We start from the raw sequence: 23,735 nt of genomic DNA, 5'->3' as shown, positions 1-23,735 counted from the left end.
TCCTTCGAGGTGAGACCGAACCGGGGACCGGGTCGGTCGGGGGGTGCGGGGCCCGCGCGGGTGCGCGGGCCCCGCAGGATTACTGGCGCACGGTCAGGGTGGCCGTGTCCGTGCTCTTGGCCACGCCGGAGGATCCGTCGTAGGCCGCCTGGACCTGGTAGGTGCCGACTGCGAGCTTCGGCAGGGTGACCACGACGTGGCCGGACGCGTCGAGCGTTCCGGTCACGGTCGCGACCGTCGCGGTGCCCTTGCGCACCGTGACCGTGACGCCGCCGACGGGGACGATGCCCGTCGTCGACTCGACCTGGATCGTCGCCTTGGCGGCGACGGCGGGCTTGACCGGGTCGGGCGAGACGGAGACGTCGGTGACCGACTTCGTCTGCGAGACCGTGAGTCGCGCCGTGCCTGCGGAGGTCTTGAAGACCTCGTCGGCGAGGTAGCTCGCCCGCAGGGTGTGCGTGCCGACCGCGAGGTCGGCGGGCAGGGCGATGGTGACCCGACCCTCGGCGTCGAGCGTGCCGCGACCGACCTCGTCATCGCCGATGGTGAGGGCGACCTCGCCACTCGGCACTCCGCCCTCTCCGGTGACCTGCACCGAGACCGGGGTCTCGTCGCCGTACGAGGCGCGCGGCGAGCCGAGCGTCACGAGCGTGCGGCTGTCGACCGTGGGCTCGTTCGGCGCGTCGAGGTCGACCTTGAAGCTGACGCTTCCGATCGTCGAGACGTTGCCGCCCGTGTCCGTCGCCCGGTACTGCAGGTTGTACGTGCCCTTCGTCTGGAAGGTCACGCCGTACTGCTGGTTCGCAGCGAGGGCCGTCCAGGTCTGGCCGCCGTTGGCGGAGTACTGCACGCTGGCGAGTGCACCGTTGTCGGCGGGCTGCACGGCGAACCGCACGGGCTCGTTGAACACGCCGCCGACGCCCTTGGGCGTTGCGGGGGTGAGGGTGTGCGCGACCGTCGGGGCCTTGACGTCCGCCACGCCCGGACCGACCATCTTGATCGAGTCGAGGGCGAGTTCGTTCGCCGAGGTCACGAACAGCTGGCCGGAGCCGGTCGGCGCGGTGAAGTTCACCGTGACGTCCTTCCAGCCGGCGCCGCCGGGGATGGTCGCCGATGCGAACGGCGCCGCGGTGGCGCTGCCCCAACGGAGGTCGACCTTGCCGGCGCCGTTGGCGCGCACGACCGCTCCGGTGATCCCCGAGAAGCTCACGGGGTCGTAGCGGAGGAAGTCGGCCACGCCGCCGTCGGTGCCGAGGCCCCGGATGGCGGTGCCGCCCGACGCGGTCTCGTCCTCGTAGACGACGACGCCCTTGCGCTGGGTGGCGTACTCGGCCTCCTGCGTGCGCGGGTTCAGTCGCACCGTGGCCTCACCGGATGCCGCGGGGAGCCCGTTGGCGCCCGCATCCGTGTAGGTCACGACGACCGCGCCGTAGAGGTTGGCCCCTGCGCCGTGCTCGGGCGAGTTGGGGTCCGTCTTCCATGCGCCGGTCGCGCCGGTGCCGGTCACCTCGGGGTGGGCGTGCTCGTCGTGTCCGAGGCCGTAGGTCCAGGCCACGCGGTTCGACACGACCTCGTTGCCGTCTTCGGCATCGGTCGTGGTCACCTTGTAGGGCACCGCCTGGCCCCAGTCGAAGAAGCCGCCGTTCTCGGGGTACTGCACCGTGACCGCGGGGGCCTGGTTGCCGACGGAGACGACCTTGCTGGTCAGGCTGTACTTGCCACCGGCGTCGGTGACGCGCAGTCGGACCGTGTAGGCGCCGAGCTCGGTGTACGTGTGGGTCGCCGTGGCGCCCTCGTACTCGAACGTGCCGTTGCCGTCGATGTCCCACGCGTAGGTGAGTGCCGCGCCCTCGGGGTCGGTGCTCGACGACGCGTCGAGCGCGACCGTGACCGGTGCAGCCGACGAGGAGCCGGGCGTCGCCGTGAAGCGGGCCTGCGGTGCCTTGTTGCCCTCGGCGTAGTCGATCCGGTACAGCCCCGCGTCGGGGTTCGCGCGGAAGAAGCCGTCGCCGTAGTCGAGCACGTACATCGACCCGTCGGGGCCGAACTCGATGTCCATCGGGTTGTCGTGGATCGGCTGCGCGGCCGCGGTGAGCGCGGTGTTCGGCAGGAAGTCCTGGATGTGCGTCACCTCATCGGCATCCCAGTCGACCGTGAAGGCCGCGATGTAGTCCTGCGAGAACTCGCCCATGAACGCCTTGCCGTCCCAGTACTCCGGGAACTTCGCGGTCGAGGGGTTGTCGGCGTCGTAGTGGTAGACCGGGCCGCCCATCGGTCCCTGGCCGGAGCCGGTGCCGAAGTTGACGAGCTCGTCCCGCGGCTGGTCGCCGGGGTTGTCGCCGTAGTAGAGCGTGGCGGGACGCGCGTCGGGGAGCTCGGTGAGGCCGGTGTTCCAGCGCGATTCGTTGACCAGGTTCGCCGGGTCGAAGAACGCACCGGGCGTCGACGTCGCGAAGTTCCAGTCGTTGTAGGCGAAGTTGTCGCCCGTCACGTACGGCCAGCCCGAGTTGTGCGGGTCGTCGAGGCTCGTGGTGTTCCACTCGACGAGGCCCATCGGGCCACGACCGGCGGTCGAGGCGACCGCCTTGGTGGCATCCGGCCCGTAGTCGCCCCACGAGAGCGAGTTCGTCTCGGGGTCGACCTCGATGCGGAACGGGTTGCGCACGCCCATGACGAAGATCTCGGGCCTGGTCTTCTCGGTTCCGGGCGCGAACAGGTTCCCCTCGGGGATCGTGTAGGTGCCGTTCTCCTCGACGTGGATGCGGAGGATCTTGCCGCGCAGGTCGTTCGTGTTGCCTGCACCGCGGCGCGAGTCGAAGCCGGGGTTCATGCCGGGCGCGTCGTTGTTCGGGGCGAAGCCGTTCGCTCCGGGCGCGCTGGCCGGGGTGTTGTCACCCGTGCTCAGGTAGAGGTTGCCGTCGCCATCGAAGTCGATGTCGGCGCCGACGTGGCAGCACTGGCCGCGCTGCACGGGCACGTCGAGGATGACCTGCTCGCTCGCGAGGTCGATGGCGTCGCCGGTCCACTGGAAGCGGGCGAGTCGGTTGACGCCGACCCACTGGTTCCAGTAGCTCTCGTCTGCGCCGGCCGGCAGCGAGTTCGGCGCTGAGCCGGTCGGGGTGTCGGCCACGCCGTCGCCGTTGGCGTCGCGGGGCGCGTAGACCAGGTAGACCCAGCCGTTCTCCTCGAAGTCGGGGTCGATCGCGACCGTCTGCAGTCCGTCTTCGGAGTTCGCGTACACGGGCAGCGTGTTGGTCACCGTGGTCGTGCCCGTCGACGGGTCGGTGAGGCGGATGTCGCCATTGCGCGCCGTGTGCAGCACGGTGCTGTCGGGCAGCACGGCCAGGTCGATCGGCTCGCCCACGTTCTTCGTGAGGAGGATCTTCTCGTAGTTGCCCCAGTCGAGCGCCTCGGTGGCGCCCCCCTCGGATCCGTGGTCGACACCGTCGTGCGCGAACGCCGGCGTACCGGTGATCATGAGCGCTCCGGCGGTGAGCGCGACGACGGGGACCAGGAGTCCTCGTCTGCGCGAGCGCCTGCGGGTAGAATTCATCGTTGAACAGCTCCTGTCGGTTCTTGCCTGTCAGGGTTGTCTCGCCGGGTCATCACCGCCGCTTCGATCGGTTTCAGGTGGTGGCCCGGTTCTGAGTAGGTGGCCTCCCTCGGGCCACGGGTGCGTGCTCGCTCCCCCTTCGCTCGTCATCGAGTCGCGGTCGTTCTCCGGACTTCGTCGTCTCGTCGCGGGGCCGTGGCTCCCGCTGATCGCGAGTACCGGTCGCACGCTTCTCCGGTATCGCTCAGGCGTCATCATGTCCGAAGTTTCGCCGCGGGTCAATCAAAAGATGCCGGATTAACTTTCAAGATAGTTACTTGGGTGCGCAGGCTTGTCTTTGGTCGCCGCGCACCTATATGATCCACCGCAACGGACAGCGCGGTCGTCACCGGCCCACGCCGTCCTCCCGATCCAATCGACGCGGGGGCATCGAGGCCGCCGCATCCGAGCCCAGAGGAGGGCCCAGATGCTCCAAGGACTGACCGGCTGGCACCTGCTCATCGTGGTCGCGGTGATCGTGCTCCTCTTCGGCAGCGCGAAGCTGCCGGCGCTCGCCAGAAGCCTGGGCCAGTCGGCCCGTGCCTTCAAGGGCGAGATCAAGGCGATGCGCGAAGACGACGAAGCGGATGCCGCGGCTGCCGCGCCCGCACCGTCGACGCCCGCGCCGACCGCTGTTCCCGTTCCCGTTCCCGCCACCGCTGCGGCGACCGTCACGGCGACCTCGGAGGTCGCGCCGGGCATCGCCCACGCCGCCGCCGAACCGTCGACCGTCGAGTCGTCGCCGTCCTCACCGCCGGTCGCGCAGCCCGCGCCCGGGCGATGACCCCAGGGCGATGACCTTCGGGCTCACCTTCGAGAAGCTCCTCCTCATCGGCGTCATCGCCGCGTTCCTGGTGGGCCCGACCCGACTTCCGGGCTACGCCGCGTCACTGGCGCGGTTCGTCAAGCGCGTGCGCGAGTTCGCGTCCTCGACCACCGAGCGCGTACGGGAGGAACTGGGGCCGGAGTTCTCCGACGAGGACTGGCGAGCGCTCGATCCGCGGAGGTACGACCCGCGCAGCATCATGCGGGCGGCCCTGAACGACGACGACGCCCCGGGGCCGGCCGCGGTCTCGGCGTCGAGGCCGTCGCGGGCGCTGCCGCCCGTCCCGCCCGATGCGGGGTCACCCGACGGAGCCAGCACGGCCCCGGAGCCCGCCGAGCGGACCGATCGGACCGAGCCCGCCCCGCCCGGGCATCCCGCGCGCCTCGAGCAGGCCGAGCACCTAGAGCCGACCGAGCCCGAAGTCCCCGAGCACGACCCCGGACTCGAGCCCGAGCACGACCTCGGGCTCGACCGGCACCCGGAGCCGACCGAGCCCGAAGTCCCCGAGCACGACCCCGGGCTCGACGCTCAGGCGGGCAGCGCGGGCGGCATGGTCGACGGCGCGGCCGGGTACCTCCGACGCAGCACGAGCCGCTGACCGAGGGTCCAGGCCACGGTCACGAGCAGGTAGATCCCGGCCGCGAGCGGCACGAACATCGCCACGACCGCGGTCACGAACTGCAGCAGGCCGAGCACGTGCTGCATGCCCGCGATGCCCGGCACCTGCGCCGGCGAACCGGTCGTGCCCGCGACATCCGCGGTGCCCGAACCGGTAGGAGCCGATGCTGCGCCCGCCGCCGCGACCGGCCTGAACGCGCGTCGCGTCACCTCGCCGACGAGCGCGATGAGCAGCACCACGGCGCCGAACACCGCGATCGTCGCGGGGGTCACGGTGCCGGCCGCGATGGATCCGGCGAGGCTCGAGCCGAGCGGCACCCCGAACAGCGTGTGCGTGAGCAGTTCGTTGGGGTGCCCGGCGATCACAGGCAGGATGAACAGCGCGTAGATCACGCTGACCACGGGGATCTGCACGAGCATCGGCAGGCATCCCGCGAAGGGCGTCGTGCCCTCCTCGGCGTAGAGCGCCATCATCTCGCGCTGCAGGCGTTCGGGGTTGTCCTGGTGCGTGCGCTGCAGCTCGGCAAGGCGTGGGGCGAGGCGTGCGCGCGTGCGCTCGGCCTTGGCCTGGGCGATGCCCACGGGAATGAGGGCAGCGCGCACCGCGAGCGTGACGAGCACGATCGCGAACGCCGCACTCGACGCGCCCGCGAGCGGTTGGAGCAGGTCGGAGAGGCCCATGAGCAGGGCGTAGGCGCCGTCGAGCACGGCGGCGATGGGAGGGAAGGCGTAGAGATCCATGGGTACGTCCTCACGGTCGGAGCGAAACGAGGGTTCCGTCTGGCCGCGGGGAGCGGGGTCGCCGAGGCGCCCGCGATCGCGGGAGCAGCAGGGCGGATGTCGCTAGGCGGCCGCGATGCCTCGCCCGGGCGCCCTGGGGCGCGGGCGACCGGCCGCATCGGGATCGCTCTGCGCGATGAGCCGCCCGGGGTCGACGGTCTGCCGGTGTCGCAGCGATGCGCTGGACGGGTCGGCGCCGACGAGCGCGGGAACCGCGCGGTACGACGTGACGATGACCGCGACGGCCGCGATCGAGAGCGCGCCGATGACGATGGCCGTGAGGTGGGCGTCGCCTGCGAGCTGCGGTTCGAGCACGCCCTGGATGAGGCGCAGGAGGGCCGCGATGTGGTCCACGCCGCCTCCGCTCGTCATCGGACGCGCGAGCGCGCGCCGCAGTTCACGCTAGCACCGGGCCGCCGTGCGAGAGCGACCGATGATCACGCCGAACGCGAACGGGCGGATGTCGGGTCGCCCCGGCATCCGTCCGTCTCGACTCGAGCCGCGTCGGTCAGGCCGCCTTCCGGTTGCGCGTGAGGAGTCCATAGATGAGCAGCACGACGATGGAGCCCGCGATGGCGAGGAGCCACGTGCTCCAGGACCAGAACTCGTTGAGCCCGACGCCGAAGATGAGGCTGCCGAGCCAGCCGCCGAGGAACGCCCCGACGACTCCGAGCAGCAGCGTGATGAACCAGCCCCCGCCCTGCTTGCCGGGGAGGATCAGCTTGGCGATCGCTCCGGCGATGAGGCCGAGGATGAGGAATGCGAAGAAACCCATGATGTGCTCCTTACTGCCGTTGTTCCTCAACCAACCACTCGCGGGGCTCGTACGCAAGCACCGCGCGGCGCGTCAGAGGTGTTCGCCCCAGCCGGTCGACTCGCCCGCGGCCGAGATCGCCTGCGGCACGCCCCACGGGTTCGCCGTCTGCAGCGGCTCGGGCAGCAGCGCCTCGGGGGCGCCCTGGTAGGCGACGGGCCGCAGGAACCGGGTGATCGCGGCCGTGCCGACCGAGGTCGACGAGTCGTTCGTGGTCGCGGGCCACGGTCCGCCGTGCTGCATCGCGGGCGTCACGGCGACGCCCGTGGGCCAGCCGCCGAAGAGCACGCGACCGGCGTGCTCGGTGAGCACGCGCACGAGGGCTCGGAGTGCAGGAGCGTCCTCATCCGCGGCGGCATGCACGGTCGCCGTGAGGTTGCCGTCGAGCAGCGTCGGCACCAGGGCCGCGAGGTCGGTTCCGGGTTCGACCTCGACGAGCACCGAGAGCGGGCCGAACGACTCCTCGAGGATCTCATCGCGCCCGGCGAGCAGGTCGTCGAGCGAGACCGCGACGACGGTCGGGGTGACCCATCCCTGGTCGGCGCCGTCGAACTCGACGCGGCCCTCGACGACGGGGCGCACGCCGGCCGCGGCGAGCACGGCGGCACGGCGGTCGGCGTAGCCCGCGGCGATGCGCGGGTTCAGCAGCCGGTGCGGGGTGACGGATGCCGCGGCATCCGCGATGCGCTGCTCGAGTCCGTGGCCGGCGGGCACGAACACGAACCCGGGCTTGGTGCAGAGCTGTCCGGCCGAGCCGCTGACGCTCGTGACGTAGCCCGAGACGATCTCGTCGGCGCGCTCGTCGAGCGCGGCCTGCGTGACGAACACGGGGTTGAGGCTGCCGAGTTCGCCGTAGAACGGGATCGGCACCGGGCGCGAGGCCGCGATGCCCGCGAGGAACTGGCCCGCCGGGATCGACCCCGTGAACGCGCCCGCCTTCACGCGCGGGTCCTTGAGGATCTCGACGCCCTCCTCCTGCCCCATGACGACCTGGAACACGCCGTCGGGCATGCCCGCGGCGGCGAGCGCCTCGGCCACGATCGCGCCGGTGCGCGCGGTCAGCTCGGGGTGGCCCGGGTGGCCCTTGAGGATCACGGGGCAGCCCGCGGCGAGCGCCGACGCGGTGTCGCCGCCCGCGACCGAGAACGCGAACGGGAAGTTCGAGGCCGCGAAGTTCACGACCGGGCCGAGCGGCACGAGGTAGCGGCGCACGTCGGGGCGGGGCCCGAGCGCGAACGCCGGGTCGGCGGCGTCGATGCGCACGTCGAGGTAGCCGCCGTCGGCGACGGCCTCGGCGAACATGCGCAGCTGCACGGCCGTGCGGCGGAGCTCGCCCCGCAGGCGCGCCTCGGCGAGCCCGGTCTCGGCCATGCCGATCGCGACGAGGTCGTCGGCGTTCGCCTCGAGGGCATCGGCGACGGCGACGAGCGCCCTCGCGCGGTCGCGCGGGTTCGTGTCGGCGAAGGGCTGTGCGGCCGCGGCCGCGTTCGCCGCGATGGTCTCGAGCTCGGGGGTCATGCGGTACTCCTGCGTGGTGCGGTTCGGGTCGGGGACTGGTGGGTGCGGGTCAGAACTGGAAGCCGGTCGGGAACGGGTCGCTCGGATCCAGCATGTACTGGGCGGTGCCGGTCACCCAAGCCCGGCCCGTGATCGTGGGGATCACGGCGGGCCTGCCGTCGACCTCGGTCTCGCCGATGAGGCGCCCGACGAAGCGGCTGCCGATGAACGACTCGTTGACGAAGTCGGTGTCGAGCGCGAGCTCTCCCCTGGCCCAGAGCTCGGCCATGCGCGCCGAGGTGCCCGTACCGCAGGGCGACCGGTCGAACCAGCCGGGGAAGATGGCCATGGCGTGGCGCGACAGCGCGGCATCCGACCCCGGCGCGATGAACTCGACGTGGTGGCAGTGGTCGACCCCGTCGATGAACGGATGCCGCGGCGGCGCGGTCTCGTTGATCGCCGCCATGATCGCGAGGCCGGCCGTGACGATCTCCTGCTGGTGGGCGCGGTCGAACGGGAGCCCGACCGCGTCGAGGTCGACCATGGCGTAGAAGTTGCCGCCGAACGCCATCGAGTACGGGATCGTGCCGTAGCCCGGCACGTCGATGCTCGCGTCGAGCACGTCGACGTAGCTCGGCACGTTCTCGATGGTGACCGAGTCGGCGTGGCCGTCGGTCACCGCGACCCGCGCGATCACGATCCCGGCCGGGGTGTCGAGCCGGATCTCGGTGACCGGCTCGACGACCTCGACCATGCCCGTCTCGACGAGCACCGTGGCCACGCCGATGGTGCCGTGCCCGCACATCGGCAGGCAGCCGCTGACCTCGATGTAGACGACGCCCCAGTCGCAGTCCGGCCGGGTCGACGGCTGGAGGATCGCCCCGCTCATCGCGGCGTGCCCGCGCGGCTCGTTCATGAGGAACAGCCGCAGGTCGTCGAGGTGCTCCATGAAATGGAGCCGCTTCTCGTTCATCGTCGCGCCGGGGATGACGCCGACGCCGCCGGTCACGACCCGCGTGGGCATGCCCTCGGTGTGCGAGTCGACCGCCGAGATGACCCGGTTCGTGCGCATGCGGTGTTCCTCCTCCGGCCCGCCCGACTCAGCGGCTCGCGATGTGGTCGAGCGCCTTCTGCGTGTCGCGGCGCACCTGCGCGTCGTGCTCGGCCGAGAGCGGGCCGCGCGGCGGGCGCGTGGGTCCACCGTAGCTCTGCCCGGCGAGGTCGATCGACAGCTTGATGGCCTGCACGAACTCGGTCTTCGAGTCCCAGCGGAACACGGGCACGAGGTGCGTGTACAGCTCGCGCGCCTCGTCGATGCGACCGGCCGTGACCAGGTCGTAGATCTCGACGGCCTCCTTCGGGAACGCGTTCGGGTAGCCCGCGAACCAACCGGTCGCGCCGACGACGAGCGACTCGAAGAGCAGGTCGTCGGCGCCCGCGATGACGTCGATGTCGCACAGCTCCTTGATCTCGAGCACGCGGCGGATGTCGGCCGTGAACTCCTTGATCGCGACGACGTTCTCGAGCTGCGCGAGCTCGGCGACGAGATCGGGCACGAGGTCGACCTTCGTGTCGAACGGGTTGTTGTAGAGCATGATCGGCAGTCCGACCTCGTTCAGGCGCGTGTAGTGCTCGACGACCTCGCTGCGGTTCGCGCGGTAGATCGTCGGCGGCAGCGCGAGCACGCCGTCGGCGCCGTCGGCCTTGGCGTACTCGGCCCACTGCACGGCCTGGTGCCAGCCGACGCCGTGCACGCCCGCGACGACGAGTCCGCGTCCGGCGACGGTCTCGACGGCGACCTGGATCACCTTGCGACGTTCGGCGTCGGTGAGGCTCGAGTACTCGCCGAGCGATCCGTTCGGGCCGACGCCGCGGCATCCGTTCTCGATGAGGAAGTCGCAGTGCGCGGCGAACCGGTCGTAGTCGACGGCGAGGCCGGCGGGCGCCGACGCGTCCTCCTTGAAAGCGAGCGTGGTCGCGACGACGACGCCGCCGAGGTCGAACTTCTGGGTGGTCATGGGTGTCCCTTCTCGGACGCGTGGTGCGTGGTGGTGGTCTGGTGCTCGTCGTGCGGGTGGTCGCGCGCAGCGAGCTCGCCGATGCGGAGCGGCGACGCGATCGGCCTTCGGTCGGTGGTGACGGATGCCGCGGGCGCGCCGGGTGCGGAGGCGGTGCCGATCAGCTCCTCGACCGTGCGCCCGCAGATGCGTCCCTGGCAGATGCCGAGGCCGGCACGGGTCGTGAGCTTCATCGAGCGCAGGCCGCTCGCGCAGGTCGCCTCGCGGGTCTCGCGCAGGCGCCCGTAGGGCACCTCCTCGCAGCGGCAGACGATCGTGTCGTCGTCGAGCCAGGCGGTCCACCCAGCACGGATGCCGTGCGCCGCCTCGATGCGCGCCGCGAAGCCCGTGAACGTGCGGCGCGCGCCGACGGCCTCGGCGAGGTCGCCGTCGCGCGGCGATCCGCCTGCGGCGACGTGGCCCGCGATCTCGCCCTCGGCGAGCGCGGCATCGACGCCCCCGATGCCCGTGATCTCCCCCGCGGCGAAGACGCCCGGCACGCTCGTGGCCTGACCCTCGTCGACGCGCACGAACCGCTCGGGCGTGAGCTCGCAGCCTGCGGCGATCGGCAGCTCGAGCCTCGGCGTGAACCCGTGGCTCACACACACGGCGTCGGCCTCGACGCGTCGCGCGGTTCCGGCGATCGGGCGCCAGTCGGCGTCGACGTCGGCGATCGTGACGGCCTCGACGCGGTCGGTGCCGTGCGCGGCGACGACCGCCCGGCCCGTCAGGTACGGGATGCGATGCCGCAGGTGCGTGCCTACGTACCCGGCGAGCTCGCCGCCCTTCTTCGCGGCTCCCACGAGCTGCCAGGGCTTCGGCAGCCAGCCGCGCACGAGTCCGGCGACCCGGCTCGCCTCGTAGACGCCGAGCACTCTCGCGCCGGTCGCGGCGACCGATGCGGCGACCGGCAGCAGGAACGGCCCGGCGCCCGCGATGACGACGCGCTCGCCGAGGGCCACCCGCTCGCCCTTCGCGAACGCCTGCGCGGCGCCGGCCGTGAAGACGCCCGGCAGGTCCCATCCGGGGAACGGCAGCGTGCGGTCGTGGGCGCCCGTCGCGAGCACGACTGCGTCGGGCCGGAACGTGCGGCCACGCCTGGCGGTGCCGTCGGGCGGGCCCACGAGCACGTGCACCGCGACGGACGCAGGGGCGCCCGCGGCATCCGCTGGCTCGTGCTCGGCGCTCGGATGCTCGCCGCCCGGCTGCTCGCTGCTCGGCCGCTCGTTGCTCGGCTGCTCTGCTCCCGGTGGCGTGCCGAGCTGCTCGACGGCCCAGACCTGCGCGCCGAGCACGATCTCGCACCCGGGATCGCGTTCGAGCGCATCGCGCAGGACCGTGTAGGTCGACCAGCCGTGGTGCAGCGCGCGCTCGTTCGCCGAGGGGCGCGCGGCGGGCAGGTGCCGCCAGTACTGTCCGCCCGTGGCGTCGGCCGCATCGAGCAGGGTCACGGATGCCCCGCGCTCACGTGCCGCCGTTGCCGCCGCGAGCCCGGCGGGGCCGGCGCCGACGACGAGCACGGTGCGGGAAGCGGCGGTCACGGCGGACGTGCCGACTGCGGGGCTCATGGCGTCGCCTCGGGGAGCTCGTCGTGCTGCGTCTCGACGACGTCGCCGTCGGTCGCGCGGCGCTGGCAGGCCCGTACGTCGCGTTCGCCGTTGACCGTCACGATGCAGTCGAAGCACACGCCGATGCCGCAGAACAACCCGCGGGGGCGACCTTCGGCCGAGGTCGTGCGCCACGAGAGGCGGCCGGTCGCGAGCACGACGCCTGCGATGGTCTGGCCCTCGACACCGGCGACGGGCTCGCCGTCGACCGTGATGCCGACCGGCGCCGCAGCGGAAGGGCGGATCGGGTCGCGCTTCGACGGCACCATGCGCGCGGTCATCGTGCGGCCTCCTCGAGGTGCGGCGCGAGCGACGCGCGGTCGACGCCGAACGGGGTCGGGTCGAGCGGCGCGGGCGTGCCGAGCATGCCGGCGACGATGAGCTCGGCCGTCGCGAGCGAGAGCCCGATTCCGGCGCCCTCGTGTCCGCTCGCGTGCCAGAGGCCGGGCGCCCGGTGGTCTTCGCCGATCACCGGCAGGTGGTCGGGCATGAAGGGGCGGAACCCGCCGTACGTGCGCATGATCGACGCGTCGGCGAGGAACGGAAACAGTCGCAACGCCTTGCCCGCGACCTCGCGGATCACGTCGACGCGCAGCCGGTCGTCGAACCCGACCTGCTCGCGGCTCGAGCCGAGCAGCACGGTGCCGGCGGCGGTCGACTCGACCACGCTCGAGGTCTGCAATGCCGCGTCCGACGACTGCGTGGCGCCGAAGTAGTCGCCGTCGTAGACCTTGTGGAACACGCGGTGGGGCATGCGCGTCGTGACGAGGACCATGCCGCGGCGGGGCTTCACGGGCAGGCGCACGCCCATCGTGCTCGCGACCTCGCCCGACCACGGGCCGGCCGCGATGAGCACGGCGTCCCCGTGCACATCGCCCTCGGAGGTCGTGACGCCCGTGATTCGGTCCTGCGCGCCGCCGGTCGCGTCGCGCGTCGCGCCGGTGACGGCGACCCCCGTGCGCACGACGGCGCCGTGGCGGCGGGCCGAGGCGAGCAGCGCCTCGGTCGCGATGACGGGCTGCACCTGCGCGTCGTCGGGGTAGTGCACGCCCGCGGTGATCGCGGGGTTGAGCCACGGTTCGAGCGCGAGCGCGTCGCCGACCGACACGGCCCGCGCGTCGACGCCGGCCGCGCGCTGGCTCGCCGCGAAGGCCAGCAACGGCGCGGCACCGGCATCCGTCGTCGCGACGACCAGTCCGCCCTTGCGCTCGTACTCGAGTGAGGGGAACGCCGACCCGAGCTCGTCGGCGAGCTCCGCGACGAGGTTCGGCCAGAGCGATGCGGCGTACACGGCGAGATCGAGCTCGGCGCCGGGGCCCTTGTCGGAGACGAGCAGGTTGCCCTCGCCCATGGCACTGGTTCCGGATGCCGCGGCGCCGCGTTCGAGCACCGTGACGCGGACTCCGGCGATGGAGAGCGCCCGCGCGCACGCCGCGCCGACGATGCCGGCGCCCACGATGACGACGTCGGCGATCACGGGCGCTCCTCTCGTCGTCGACTTGATCTGACAGTAATATGTCACATATCCACTGCCGGCACAACGGGTGGGTCCGCGGCCTCCCGCGTGCTCAGCCCGGCGCCGCGCCTGCTCAGCCCTAGGCTGTGCCCATGAGCGCCGACGAGTCGGATCCGAGCACGCCGTCACCGCTGAGCATCGCGCTCGCCTCGGTGCTCGATCGGGCCAGGCCGAAGACCTCCGGCGCAGTCGCGTCGTACATCCCCGAGCTCGCCCTCGAGGATCCCGAGCAGCTCGGCATCGCCCTCGCGAGTGTGCGAGGCACCGTGCACGAGGCCGGCGACAGCGACGCTCGGTTCACCATCCAGTCGGTCTCGAAGCCGTTCGTCTTCGCCCTCACCCTCGAGCAGCTCGGACTCGCGCACGTGACCAGGCACGTCGGCCTCGAACCCAGCGGCGAGCCGTTCAACGCCATCAGCCTCGACGAACACACCGGCCGGCCCCTGAACCCGATGATCAACGCGGGCGCGATCGTCACGAGCTCCCTCGTTCGTGGTGACCGCGCCGACGACAAGTTCGCCGTCATCTCTGCGGGGCTCTCAGCGTTCGCCGGTCGCACGCTCGACGTCGATGAAGCCGTGTACGCGTCAGAGCAGTCGACCGGCGACCGCAACCGCGCGCTCGCCTACCTCGCCAGATCGGCCGGCACGCTCGCCTCGACCGCCGAGGTCGCGACGACCGCCTACTTCCGGCAGTGCTCGCTCGTCGTCACCGCCCGCGACCTCGCGATCATGGCCGCGACCCTCGCGAACGGAGGTGTGAACCCCGTCACCCGCGAACGCGTCGTGGGCGAGGACGCCGCCAGGTGGACCACCGCCGTCATGACCAGCTGCGGCATGTACGACGCGTCGGGCGAATGGCTCGTGCGGGTCGGCCTGCCCGCCAAGAGCGGCGTGGGAGGCGGCATCGCCGCACTCCAGCCCGAGCAGTTCGGCATCGGCACCTTCAGCCCCAGGCTCGACCCGCGCGGCAACAGCGTGCGCGGCATCGCGGTGCTCGAGGAGCTGAGCGAACGCCATGGGCTGCATATGCTCGAACACCGAGACCCGCCGCTCTCACCCATCGACGAGATCTCGGTCGGCGGCGCCGGGTCCGACCGCGAGGTCGCCGGCGACGAGGTCGTGGCCATGCTGCGCGGCGACCTCAACTTCGCCGCGGCCGAGGAGGTGCTCGCACGCCTCATGCCCCTGCTCGAGTCCGAGGGCCGCCTCGTGCTCGACTTCGGCGCCGTCACGCGCGTAGGCGGTCCCGCCGTCCGGCTGCTGCGCTGGGCGGTGGATGCCTCGGGCCGGGCGCCCGACGGTCGCCCCCGCGTCGAGCTGCGCGACCCCGACGGCGTGCTCGACGTCGACCTCGACGACTGACGGCCCGTTCATCTTCGCGAGCCCGTTTCGCGCCTGCACGGCCTCGGTGCCATTCCAATGCGGTTGGCCCCTATCTAGGGTGACCCTGCCTTCAGTCGATGGCCAACTCGCTGATGATCTCGAGGCGGCGGTCTCGCTCATCGTCCTCGAGTAACGGCTCACCTGGAATTCTGATGACCCGACCAGATTTCGGGTCGACTTCCGCGTACTCCACGAAACCACGAGTGCTTGTCGTGTACCCCTTGGCGCGTTCCGCGGTCGATGCCTTCGTCTGCGCTGGGATGTTGGCGAGGCCCACCAGCAACGCAACACCGCTGAGGCAGATGAAGGACAGGCCCGGCCAGAGAAGTGGAACTCTCAGCCAGAACCACATCAGCGCGGCACCGCCGAAACCAGCAATGCAAACCAACAGGAACCGAACCAAGCGGAAGTGTTTCGCGAACGGCCAGCCCTGAATAGCGTCCACTCGCCCATAGAGAATGAACGGGCCCTGGGCCCCTGCACTCTCATCGCCAACCATCAGGGCGATGATACGACTCGCCGAGTGAGAGGACTTCCACCCGGTTCCAGCTGCGCCAACTCCGCCAAGCCGTCGGAACGATTGCGGCGGTGTGGGGTTGCCTGGAATTCGTTGTTCCGGCGTTGGAAGGCAGCACAGCAGGGCTAGCCCCGCGGCGGAATCCTCGGAAGCGGTGGCGCGACCAAGCGCCGCAGGCGGACCGGCTAGTGACCCACGGCAAACCTGTGCTCACCGGTAATCTCGGCAGCGTGATTCGGCGTGGACTTCGGACCTTGATGCATGAGCACTTGGCTGCTCCCTGGCCGGAAGCAGTGGAGCGCGGTAGCGAATACGGCGGGATCGATCCTGTGATGGTTGATGCAGATATCTACGGATTCGCAACGCGCGCGCGGTCTCTGCGTCCTGACGAGCGCGATCGGCTCCATGCCACGGTCCGCGAGCTCGAGGCCGTGCTGGTCCAGCTGCCGGAAGACGCTCAGCCTTATTTCGAGCGGCTCATCCGAATGGCACGACTGACCTTCAACGTGAGGAGCGGGATCTAGATAGGGCCCGTCGGCCCCATGGGCATAGGCGGATCCGCTTGCGCGGCGTCCGATCATCTCCTCTCAATCGACCGGAGGGCGGGTTCGTTCACACGGTGTGGCGCGGTGCCGTCCCGTCGGGCACATGCACTCGTTCTCCCGTGCGTCGGTCTACGAGCGGTGTGCCGACTGGCCATGGTGCTCCGGTGATTCGATAGCCGGCTTGCTCCTCCTGAATGGAGCGGTCGCGGGCGTACTGCCGCTGTGCGTAGGAGATGAATAAAAGTACGAAGAACAGCGCCAGAATCACGATCGCCGGGACGAAGATGAATGGCTCTCTGCGGAGTTCGACCGGTGCGAGCATGATGAGAAAGAACCCGGCGATGCAAGCCAGTGCTGCGAGCGTCGCACGAAATGCTCTTCCTGCGAAGCTCTGTGAGTCGCGCCCAGGCAGGAGCGTCACCATGGAGGTTCGTTCCTCGGGGACGTCCGTCGCGAAGCCGGCGGCACTGCCCATCAAGCGGAGCCGGTTCGCGATGACGTCAACGGTGGCCGCAGGCAAGGTTTGAGGTCCAACGCCGCCCGGGCGGAGCGGAATCTCAGCTGTCTGGGCGCGGTCGCCCCGACGCACTCGAACCCTCAAGCCGCCGGCCCTCCCGGCCGGCCCGGGGCCGCTGACGCCGACGACCTCTCGCCACGAGAGCTCGGCCGCTGGCCGATCCTTGTTTCGGTCATTCCAGAACTCGAGGCCGTTCGCGGTGCCGAGCACCACTGGGAATGAACTGCCACCAAGTCGCGGGTATGCCGGCACGAGGGTGCGTATCGCGATTGCAGATCGATCATCGATCGCTGGGAACAAGATCACGGCGCCCTGACTACGACCTATGAACTCGGCGGACGGCATGACGAAAAGGATATGTGTCGCCGACCCAGGCACAGTGAAGCAACCGACATCCGTTCATCCCAGAGCATGACGTAGAGCGTGACCAACGGTCAGCCAGTCAGTCCGGGCAGCCGGAAGCGGATCCGCCTGCTGGCAGGTGCGGAGGTATGGGCGATGACTGGGGCCCGGAGCCGGCCGCGGATCGCCTGAGTAGGCTCACCCCTGAGTGTTGACCATGTGTCCTCCATCAGGAAGGGAACGATTGGATGCGGATCGCGACGCTGAACCTGCGGCATGGTGGCGGCCCACGCATCCCCTCGCTTCTCGCGCAGATCGAGCGGATCGACGCAGACGTCCTCGTGCTCACCGAGTTCCGATCTTCTGGCGTAGCCCTCATCGACGGGCTGCATTCGTTCGGATATGAGACAACGACATCACTCCCACCGGATTCGTCCAATGGGATCGCCCTCGCATCGCGTTCGACGATCGACCGCTCATGGTCGTTGGCTCAGGACTTGGACCCCGACCTGGATCCACATCGGCTTTGGGCAGTGGAGACAATGGGGCTGAATCTCGTCGGGGTCTACCTTCCCCAGAGGAAGCTCAAGCTGCCCTACTGGGATGCCGTCATCTCAGCGGCCGCCAGCGGCCATCTCAACGCAGGAGTGTTGATCGGCGACTGGAACACAGGCACGAACACCTTGGACAAAGCTCCGGCAGGAGCCGGGTTCGATGGCGCCAATCGACTCGCCGCGCTCGAAGCAACCGGGTATGTCGATCCGTGGCGGCGTTCGCATCCTGACAGACGGGAGTACTCCTGGTTCAGCACCAGGGGTAACGGGTTCCGGGTCGACCATGCCTACGTCCACCCCTCGCTTCTCGACGACGTGCTCAACGCTTTCTATGACCAGATTCCACTCGCGGAAAAAGCAACGGACCACGCAGCGTTGATTCTGGAGTTCAGTGAGGAGTTCCGGTCGAAGCCGCATCTGCCGAGAACCGGCTGATCAAACGAGACGTCGTGCTCGCGCCTCACTCATGGATCCTCGGCTGGCCACGCGCACAGGCAGACACGCCCTAGACGGCGAACAGCAGCCAGGCGCAGAGAAACACGCCTGCGATCACCACGAACACGATCGAGGCGGTCACCGTCGTCCGAAGCACCGGCAGCCCGGTGCCGACGGCGATCGCGAACGCGGCACCCGTGACCGCCAGCCACAGGGCGACGAGCAGGAACGAAGCAAATCCGACACCGAACAGCTCCTCATCGGCATTCATCGCAGCCTGCCGTTCGCCGTTCTCTTGGAAGGCCGCGATATACCCCCCGTGCTCGTCCAGGCTCAACGCGAGCAGCGCCGACAAGAAGAACGTGGCGAAGATCGACACGAAGGCGAGCACGATGAGCCAGCCGGTGCCCCGCGTCGAGGACTTCTGACCCATCGGAACGGACTTCACTCGCAACTCAGAGGGCATGATCAGTGCTCATCGTCGTTGCCCATGACGTGGACGGCGTATCCCCAGCATCCGGCGTCCTCCCAGCGGTACTCACCAGGAGTTTGGCCCGATCCATCGAGCGCGACTCTTGCGGCTGCCTGCTGATCCTCGGGTAGCTTCGCGATCCAGCTCGGTTCCGGATTCAGCGTGAAGGCCCAGTACGGGGTGAACGTGTAGTCGTACCCCTGTTCCTTCATGCACTGGGCCGTGATCGCGTTGGTCTGCATCCATTCGCGTGCGTTGGCGAGCTCGTCTCCCTGCAGGCTGTCCGGATACAACACGGCGTCGAGGTCGATGTCAGCCCCATACGCGATCGAAGCCGCCGCGGCCTCCGTCACATCCGGCGTCTGCGCCTCCGAAGCTTGCGCGGTCACCTCCGCGGTCGGCGGTGCAACCGTCGCGGCCACATTCGGAGCGGCCGAGGATGCGAGTTCACCCGCGACCGCAGCGCTGCAGCCGACCAGCGTGAACGCAGAAATGGTGAGCAGCGCGGTGAGGGCGGCGCGGCCGGTTCGGGTCTTCGTCATGCGGCGAATCTATTGGATGCGACCGAGGTCATTCAGCAGGAATCGGCCTGATCGCTTCACCATCCGCGTGCGAGACGGTTCGTTGACTGGGTAGTGGTCTGGAGGGGTGCGCGTAAGCGGCCTGCAGGAAGTCCGCTTCGGCGTAGGCACGTAGCCTTGGCGAATGACCTTGCTTGCGGTGGCCCGCCCGCCTCTGTCTCTCGGCGGTCCAGAGGCAGGGCTAATCGCCTTCGTTGGCATTGTGCTCGTGGCCTCGGTCGTTCTCATCGACTGGTTTGTCCAGCGCCGTAAGCGGCCACGGCGGTAGTAGGTCAGCGATGACTCCCACCCGACGCGTCTCTTGCGGATCCTAGAACGACGTGATGGCACGCTGCCCGGTAGCCTTCCGACATAAGCGTGGCGAGCGTGCAGATAGAGCTGCTTTCGGAGTTGAGCGACCCCGATGCCACCGAGCTTGAGAAGCTGCTCGGCCAGCTCTCCACGGCAGCGTTCGACCGATCGCGCATCGTGGCGATGCTCGATCGCGATTGCATCGAGTTGTTCGTCGCTCGTGACGGCCGCCGCATCGTCGGGATGGCCACATTGGTCACCGTGCCGTTGCCGACAGGTTGGCGCGGTCACGTCGAGGATGTGGTGGTCGACGCGACGATAAGAGGCCGAGGTGTCGCGCGGCTCCTTCTCGAGCGATTGACGAGCCTCGCTTCTGAGCGTGAACTTCGGACGCTCGATCTCACCTCACGCCCATCGCGCGAGTCAGCACTGCGCCTATACGAGGCTGTGGGATTCGTCCGCAGGGACACCAACGTGTTGCGCTTCACCCCTCAGCCGATTGACGAGACCGCTTCGCGCTAACGGATCCACCTGCGGAGATTCACCGACCAGATCGGTGGGAGGACGTCTTCGTTATGGTGTGAAAGGCCAAGACCGCAGGTCAGGTCACGACTTCGGACGCGACCAGCCCTGTGCGACGTGAATTGAGGTCTCGAATGACGATGCGTGCAACGTCCGTGTTCGTTGATGGCGCTGAGCAGTTCGGGTTCATCCTCTACGGACTGTGGCCTGAATCAGTCACACCAGACGGCACGATGGGCCTGGAGGGCCTGGCCATGCACACGACGGACCTGCGCTACTTTCGTTTGTCCGGCGACAGCTGGGAGATTCTCTGCGTCGAATGCGCGTTCGATGAAGAACATGTCTATCGCGCCACGTTGGCGGAGATTGATCGCTGGCTTCAAGCACTTTTGTCGGCTGGCGCGAGGGTTGCTTGGCTCGGCAGTGAAGGCCTTCCCTTTGCGGACCCGCCAAATCTGTTTACGTCTGAATGGATGGAGGGCGGGGTCTTGGCTGCAAGAACCTCCACTGGCGTGTCGATTAGTGGTGTGAAGAGCGATGAGTTCGCTCCGCTCTCAAACGAAGAAATGCGCCAGCTCGAGGAGGAAGCCGCTGCGACGTATCTTGCAGGGAGCCATCGCTTATCCGATCAGTAGGGGCGTGCCAAGGCTCTTCCCGGGTATCGCCGCTGGCGGGAGTCAGCATCGATGTGAGTTCGCGGTAAGGGATCCGCATCCGGGCCGCCTGGTCGACGCCCGTGGGTGGGCTGGCACCGAATGTCTGGTGGATGGAGAGTGCGAGTTCTAGCATGTCGCTGGTCGATGCCGTCATATCGACCAGGGGGTGCGCGATGGACGACACGGTGGATCGCGACGACGACACGGCCGATGAGCAGCAGGTCGAGGAATTCGCGGGGTGGGTGTTCGACCGGTTCCTCGGTGGGATGGAGACGCTGTCCATCCACATCGGTTCCAGCCTCGGGCTCTACGCGGCGCTCCGGGGTGCGCCGGCCACGGCGGCCGAGCTCTCCGCGCGAACGGGCATCGATCAGCGGTACGCGCGCGAGTGGCTCGAGCAGCAGGCGACTGCGGGCATCCTCGACGTCGAAGGCGGCGGCGAGGACGACGACCTGAAGTTTCGTCTGCCGGCCGCGCAGGCCGAGGTGCTCACCGACCGCGCTTCGCTCGGGTACTCCGCGCCGCTGGCGGACATGTTCGCCGCGGTCGCGCTGCGCATGCCCGACCTCGCGGACGCCTACCGGTCGGGTCGAGGGGTTCCGTGGGCGGCGTTCGGCGCTGCCGTGCGCGACGGTCAGGGCGATATCAATCGCCCGTGGTTCGAGAATGAGCTTGCGAACGCGCTCGCATCCGTCCCACGCGTGCATGAGGTGCTCTCCCGACCGGATGCCGGAATCGCCGACGTCGCGTGTGGGCACGGATGGTCGACGATCGCGCTCGCCAGGGCATACCCCGACGCGATCGTCGACGGGTTCGACATCGATGCCCCCTCCATCGAGGCGGCGCACGAACATGCCGCAGGGCTCGAGAACGTGACATTCTCCGAGCTCCGAGGAGAGCAGCTCGCCGACGAGGGCGAAGACCGCTACGACGCCGCGTTCGTGTTCGAGGCATTGCACGACATGCCGGACCCCGTGGCCGTGCTCTCCTCGATCAGGCGCGCGGTCCGACCTGATGGGGTCGTCGTCGTGATGGACGAAGCCGTCGCCGAGACGTTCTCGCCTCCCGGTGACGCAACCGAGCGGGTGATGTACGGATACAGCCTGCTGATCTGCCTCCCCGACTCGATGTCGACACCGGGCTCCGTGGCGACCGGCACCGTCATGCGACGCGCGACCCTCGAACGCTATGCGCGCGAAGCAGGCTTCTCAGCAGTCAGCATCCTGCCGATCGACGGGTTCGCCGCGTTCAGGTTCACCCTCCTCGAGCGGTGAGGCGAGTTTCCCCAGCCTGAGTCGCACGTCACAGGCCATGAACCCGACATGTGCTCTGGCGCGTTCCCACCATTCGGTGGTGCGCCTTCCGCCGCATCTGTACCTTGTCACGTATCGGATGGGAGATCCGGAGCGAGGCGGGGTTCGAAATGGCCAGCAGCGAGAAGGGCGCAGGCGTTCCAGACGACGCAACGGAAGTCCGGCCGGACTTCGAGTTGCCGGAGGCCATGACCGGGAGGGCGAGCCCCGCGAAGGCGGCCGTGGGAGATGAGCCGGTGTTCGCCTACATCGCCAGTCTCCCGCAACCACAGCGTGGCATCGCCGAGGCCGTCGATGTGCTGGCTGCCGAGACGCTGCCCAACCTCCACAGGGCGGTGAAGTGGGGGATGGCCTACTACGGAGTCGGCGAGGGGTGGTGCTTCAGCTGTGGCGGCTTCGCCGGCGACGTGAAGCTCATGTTCATCAACGGAGCGACGCTGCTCGATCCGGTGCCGCCGGTGGTCCCGGTGGGAATGGGCAAGGCGACGCGGGGCGTGGAATTCCGCACGAAAGCAGACATGGACCGGGGTCAGATCGCCGCATGGATGAGACAGGTCACCTCCGTTCCGGGCATGGGCGGCAGCAGGAGACGGTAGTCCGCACCGATCCGAACCGCGGAGCCGGGTGTGCCTGCTCATGTGTGGCCGAAACATGCGCTCGGCGATAGCGTCGTAGCCTGCAGGAGAGGAGTCGCATGCGGGCCGAATGGGACGAGTCGTTCTTCGAAGCGCAGCAGCAAGACGCATCGGTGTACTGGGTCTGCTTCTGGACTGGAGATGACGTCGAGCAGGCGGCCCAGCATGATCCGCAGCGAATCAGTGGAGCGGATTCAGTCGAGGAAGTACTTGCATGGCTGGCCCGAGAGAGGGGCGAGCGGAGGTTCGAACTGTTCGTCGAAACGGTCAGCCACGCCGAATCGCGCGAGCATGGCTGGATCAGCCACCGAAACTTCATCCGTCTGGCTGGCGATTTCCGTCCGGGCAGCACCGCACTTACCATCCGCATGACCCGATCGGACTGACGGCACGCACGTGCCCGAAGCTGATCGGCTTCCGAGGCCATCGGGACTGGGCCGCCGAAAGCACGGCCACGAGGAGTTGGGAGTCCGCTCGCGTGACGAACCACAGGGCTGCTCGGACGATGTCGGTCATAGGCGCTGTCGCAACCGTCGCGGCGCTCTGCGGGTGTAGTGACCCCGTCGAGTACCGGGGCGCTGACAGCGGGATAGACGGCGTACTCTGGCGGCAAGTCGCCGACTTCGAGGATCCGCTGGCGTTCCATGCCCCATCAAGCCACGACCCCGAGGAGTACCTTGCCGGCCTCGGCGGTAGCCGCTGGGACGGAACGGCCGAAACGATCCCCGACCTGAGGTCGGGTGGAGTCGCGCTGTACGACATGTCATGGACCGACTCCACGGCACGGTTCTCCGTGTTCATCACGTCGGGACCGCGCCCCGATGTCCCGACCGAGGACGGACGTACTTACGACGGCCCGAGCCAGGTGTACACCTGTTACGGCATCACGTCCGAACTCGACCCCGCGCAGAAGTCAGCGACCCGCACCATCTTCACGGAGTGCCCCGACGCTCTCGTCGACCAGCTGCCAGAGGATGCAGCATTCGCGAGCGGTGAGGTCTTCGACGGCTGACGACACCGCGGCAGACGGATCCCGCTCTGCGACAATCGAGCCCCGACGCGGCCGCGACGGTAGCCTTGCTCTTTCAGCGAGAGAGCTCGGAACAGGGCTCGAGAAGGAGCGTCGATGGGTTCCCAGGTCTGCAGGCTGTCAGCCGTCGGGCTCCTCATTCTGGCGATGAGCGGATGCTCCGCAGGCGACGGTTCGGGAGAGGGCAGCCCAGCGGGCGGCGAAGGCGGGCTCGAGATGGCCGTCGCGCAGACCTGCACCTCGGGATCCGCGCCGGAGTGCGTTTCGGTGAACGGCGAGTACGTCCTGATCGTCGATGCAGACTTCGTACGAGCCGGCGTCGAAACGGCAGAAGCTGTTTCGGATGGCAGCACCGATGCGGTCGACGTGAAGTTCGACGAGGACGGCGCACAGGTCTTCGAGGCGCTGACGGCCGAGGCCGCCGAATCCGCCGGCACCGCACGCTTGGTGATCAAGGTCGGCGACGACGTGCTGTCGGCCGTCACCGTGGTGGAGCCGATGCAGGGCGACACCGCTGTGATCGCCCTTCCTCCGGGCGCAGATCCCGAAGCGTTGGCCCGAGCGATCAGCGGCTCCTAGCGAACGAGCGAACGAGCGAACGAGCGAACGACCGCAGGGGCAACAGGTTCACGC

26 protein-coding genes are annotated in these 23,735 nt (G+C 69.2%); 12 read left to right on the top strand and 14 right to left on the bottom strand.

Features of this window, described 5'->3' with window-relative positions:
• Positions 1-79 precede the first annotated feature (79 nt).
• Positions 80-3,553, bottom strand: coding sequence for a PQQ-dependent sugar dehydrogenase (locus BM342_RS15095; protein ID WP_143109902.1), 3,474 nt, complete (start codon positions 3,551-3,553; stop codon positions 80-82).
• A gap of 466 nt (positions 3,554-4,019) precedes the next feature.
• Here BM342_RS15095 and tatA point away from each other — a divergent pair, with 466 nt between their 5' ends.
• Positions 4,020-4,376 carry a Sec-independent protein translocase subunit TatA gene (tatA, locus tag BM342_RS15090; protein WP_092967618.1) on the top strand — a complete coding sequence of 119 codons (357 nt, stop codon included), beginning with the start codon at positions 4,020-4,022 and terminating at the stop codon, positions 4,374-4,376.
• A 10-nt stretch (positions 4,377-4,386) separates the two neighbouring features.
• Positions 4,387-5,016, top strand: coding sequence for a twin-arginine translocase TatA/TatE family subunit (locus BM342_RS15085; RefSeq protein WP_092967616.1), 630 nt, complete (start codon positions 4,387-4,389; stop codon positions 5,014-5,016).
• On the opposite strand, the gene BM342_RS15080 is transcribed toward BM342_RS15085, so the two are convergent.
• The 9 genes from BM342_RS15080 to BM342_RS15040 all read right to left on the bottom strand — a co-directional run bounded on the left by BM342_RS15080 (position 4,947) and on the right by BM342_RS15040 (position 13,268).
• Entirely contained in the window at positions 4,947-5,777 is an 831-nt protein-coding gene (locus tag BM342_RS15080) for a YidC/Oxa1 family membrane protein insertase (protein WP_092967614.1), read from the bottom strand. The two genes, BM342_RS15085 and BM342_RS15080, sit on opposite strands and share 70 nt — an antisense overlap.
• Positions 5,778-5,879: 102 nt before the next feature.
• Positions 5,880-6,170, bottom strand: coding sequence for a DUF6412 domain-containing protein (locus BM342_RS15075; RefSeq protein ID WP_092967612.1), 291 nt, complete (start codon positions 6,168-6,170; stop codon positions 5,880-5,882).
• 154 nt (positions 6,171-6,324) lie between these two features.
• Positions 6,325-6,591: a GlsB/YeaQ/YmgE family stress response membrane protein gene (locus BM342_RS15070; RefSeq protein ID WP_092967610.1), complete on the bottom strand. Its 267-nt coding sequence runs from the start codon at positions 6,589-6,591 to the stop codon at positions 6,325-6,327.
• A 72-nt stretch (positions 6,592-6,663) separates the two neighbouring features.
• Positions 6,664-8,148: an aldehyde dehydrogenase (NADP(+)) gene (locus BM342_RS15065; RefSeq protein WP_092967608.1), complete on the bottom strand. Its 1,485-nt coding sequence runs from the start codon at positions 8,146-8,148 to the stop codon at positions 6,664-6,666.
• A 49-nt stretch (positions 8,149-8,197) separates the two neighbouring features.
• The gene (locus tag BM342_RS15060) at positions 8,198-9,199 is read right to left on the bottom strand and encodes a proline racemase family protein (RefSeq protein ID WP_092967606.1); all 1,002 of its coding nucleotides are present in this window, start codon (positions 9,197-9,199) and stop codon (positions 8,198-8,200) included.
• Positions 9,200-9,227: 28 nt separating this feature from the next.
• On the bottom strand, positions 9,228-10,145 hold the full coding sequence (locus BM342_RS15055) for a dihydrodipicolinate synthase family protein (protein WP_092967604.1): 918 nt from the start codon (positions 10,143-10,145) through the stop codon (positions 9,228-9,230).
• On the bottom strand, positions 10,142-11,752 hold the full coding sequence (locus tag BM342_RS15050) for an FAD-dependent oxidoreductase (RefSeq protein ID WP_092967602.1): 1,611 nt from the start codon (positions 11,750-11,752) through the stop codon (positions 10,142-10,144). Before BM342_RS15050 ends, BM342_RS15055 begins: the two co-directional genes overlap by 4 nt.
• Positions 11,749-12,072, bottom strand: a complete 324-nt coding sequence (locus BM342_RS15045) for a (2Fe-2S)-binding protein (protein WP_092967600.1) — start codon at positions 12,070-12,072, stop codon at positions 11,749-11,751. The genes BM342_RS15050 and BM342_RS15045 overlap by 4 nt, the downstream gene beginning before the upstream one ends.
• Complete coding sequence (locus tag BM342_RS15040; RefSeq protein WP_092967598.1) at positions 12,069-13,268, bottom strand: NAD(P)/FAD-dependent oxidoreductase; 1,200 nt, start codon at positions 13,266-13,268, stop codon at positions 12,069-12,071. Before BM342_RS15040 ends, BM342_RS15045 begins: the two co-directional genes overlap by 4 nt.
• Before the next feature lie 131 nt (positions 13,269-13,399).
• Here BM342_RS15040 and glsA point away from each other — a divergent pair, with 131 nt between their 5' ends.
• Positions 13,400-14,671 (top strand): glutaminase A, encoded by a 1,272-nt coding sequence (gene glsA / locus BM342_RS15035; protein ID WP_092967596.1) that lies wholly within the window; start codon positions 13,400-13,402, stop codon positions 14,669-14,671.
• A 91-nt stretch (positions 14,672-14,762) separates the two neighbouring features.
• Here glsA and BM342_RS15030 read toward each other — a convergent pair whose 3' ends face one another.
• Positions 14,763-15,191, bottom strand: a complete 429-nt coding sequence (locus tag BM342_RS15030) for a hypothetical protein (protein WP_092967594.1) — start codon at positions 15,189-15,191, stop codon at positions 14,763-14,765.
• Between the two features lie 206 nt (positions 15,192-15,397).
• On the opposite strand from BM342_RS15030, the gene BM342_RS19675 reads away from it, so the two are divergent.
• Positions 15,398-15,733, top strand: coding sequence for a hypothetical protein (locus BM342_RS19675; protein WP_143109901.1), 336 nt, complete (start codon positions 15,398-15,400; stop codon positions 15,731-15,733).
• Positions 15,734-15,821: 88 nt separating this feature from the next.
• On the opposite strand, the gene BM342_RS19670 is transcribed toward BM342_RS19675, so the two are convergent.
• Positions 15,822-16,616, bottom strand: coding sequence for a hypothetical protein (locus BM342_RS19670; protein WP_143109900.1), 795 nt, complete (start codon positions 16,614-16,616; stop codon positions 15,822-15,824).
• 245 nt (positions 16,617-16,861) lie between these two features.
• Between BM342_RS19670 and BM342_RS15015 the strand changes: the two genes are divergently transcribed.
• Positions 16,862-17,602: an endonuclease/exonuclease/phosphatase family protein gene (locus tag BM342_RS15015; protein ID WP_092967588.1), complete on the top strand. Its 741-nt coding sequence runs from the start codon at positions 16,862-16,864 to the stop codon at positions 17,600-17,602.
• A gap of 70 nt (positions 17,603-17,672) precedes the next feature.
• Here BM342_RS15015 and BM342_RS15010 read toward each other — a convergent pair whose 3' ends face one another.
• Complete coding sequence (locus tag BM342_RS15010) at positions 17,673-17,993, bottom strand: hypothetical protein (protein ID WP_143109899.1); 321 nt, start codon at positions 17,991-17,993, stop codon at positions 17,673-17,675.
• 77 nt (positions 17,994-18,070) lie between these two features.
• A complete protein-coding gene (locus BM342_RS15005) occupies positions 18,071-18,616 on the bottom strand; it encodes a hypothetical protein (protein ID WP_092967584.1) in 546 nt (181 codons plus the stop codon).
• A 396-nt stretch (positions 18,617-19,012) separates the two neighbouring features.
• On the opposite strand from BM342_RS15005, the gene BM342_RS15000 reads away from it, so the two are divergent.
• From BM342_RS15000 to BM342_RS14970, 7 genes are all read left to right on the top strand, one after another.
• Positions 19,013-19,468: a GNAT family N-acetyltransferase gene (locus tag BM342_RS15000; protein WP_255368839.1), complete on the top strand. Its 456-nt coding sequence runs from the start codon at positions 19,013-19,015 to the stop codon at positions 19,466-19,468.
• Positions 19,469-19,602: 134 nt separating this feature from the next.
• Positions 19,603-20,103 carry a hypothetical protein gene (locus BM342_RS14995; RefSeq protein ID WP_092967580.1) on the top strand — a complete coding sequence of 167 codons (501 nt, stop codon included), beginning with the start codon at positions 19,603-19,605 and terminating at the stop codon, positions 20,101-20,103.
• Between the two features lie 194 nt (positions 20,104-20,297).
• Positions 20,298-21,398: a class I SAM-dependent methyltransferase gene (locus tag BM342_RS14990; protein WP_092967578.1), complete on the top strand. Its 1,101-nt coding sequence runs from the start codon at positions 20,298-20,300 to the stop codon at positions 21,396-21,398.
• A 149-nt stretch (positions 21,399-21,547) separates the two neighbouring features.
• Positions 21,548-22,033: a DUF1801 domain-containing protein gene (locus BM342_RS14985; RefSeq protein ID WP_092968719.1), complete on the top strand. Its 486-nt coding sequence runs from the start codon at positions 21,548-21,550 to the stop codon at positions 22,031-22,033.
• A 98-nt stretch (positions 22,034-22,131) separates the two neighbouring features.
• Entirely contained in the window at positions 22,132-22,458 is a 327-nt protein-coding gene (locus tag BM342_RS14980; RefSeq protein WP_092967576.1) for a hypothetical protein, read from the top strand.
• Positions 22,459-22,550: 92 nt separating this feature from the next.
• Complete coding sequence (locus BM342_RS14975) at positions 22,551-23,084, top strand: hypothetical protein (protein ID WP_143109898.1); 534 nt, start codon at positions 22,551-22,553, stop codon at positions 23,082-23,084.
• 114 nt (positions 23,085-23,198) lie between these two features.
• Positions 23,199-23,681 (top strand): hypothetical protein, encoded by a 483-nt coding sequence (locus BM342_RS14970; protein ID WP_143109897.1) that lies wholly within the window; start codon positions 23,199-23,201, stop codon positions 23,679-23,681.
• Positions 23,682-23,735 lie beyond the last annotated feature (54 nt).

This window comes from Agromyces sp. CF514 (assembly GCF_900113185.1).
Taxonomy (GTDB): domain Bacteria; phylum Actinomycetota; class Actinomycetes; order Actinomycetales; family Microbacteriaceae; genus Agromyces.
This window is presented reverse-complemented; position numbering and strand designations above follow the sequence as displayed.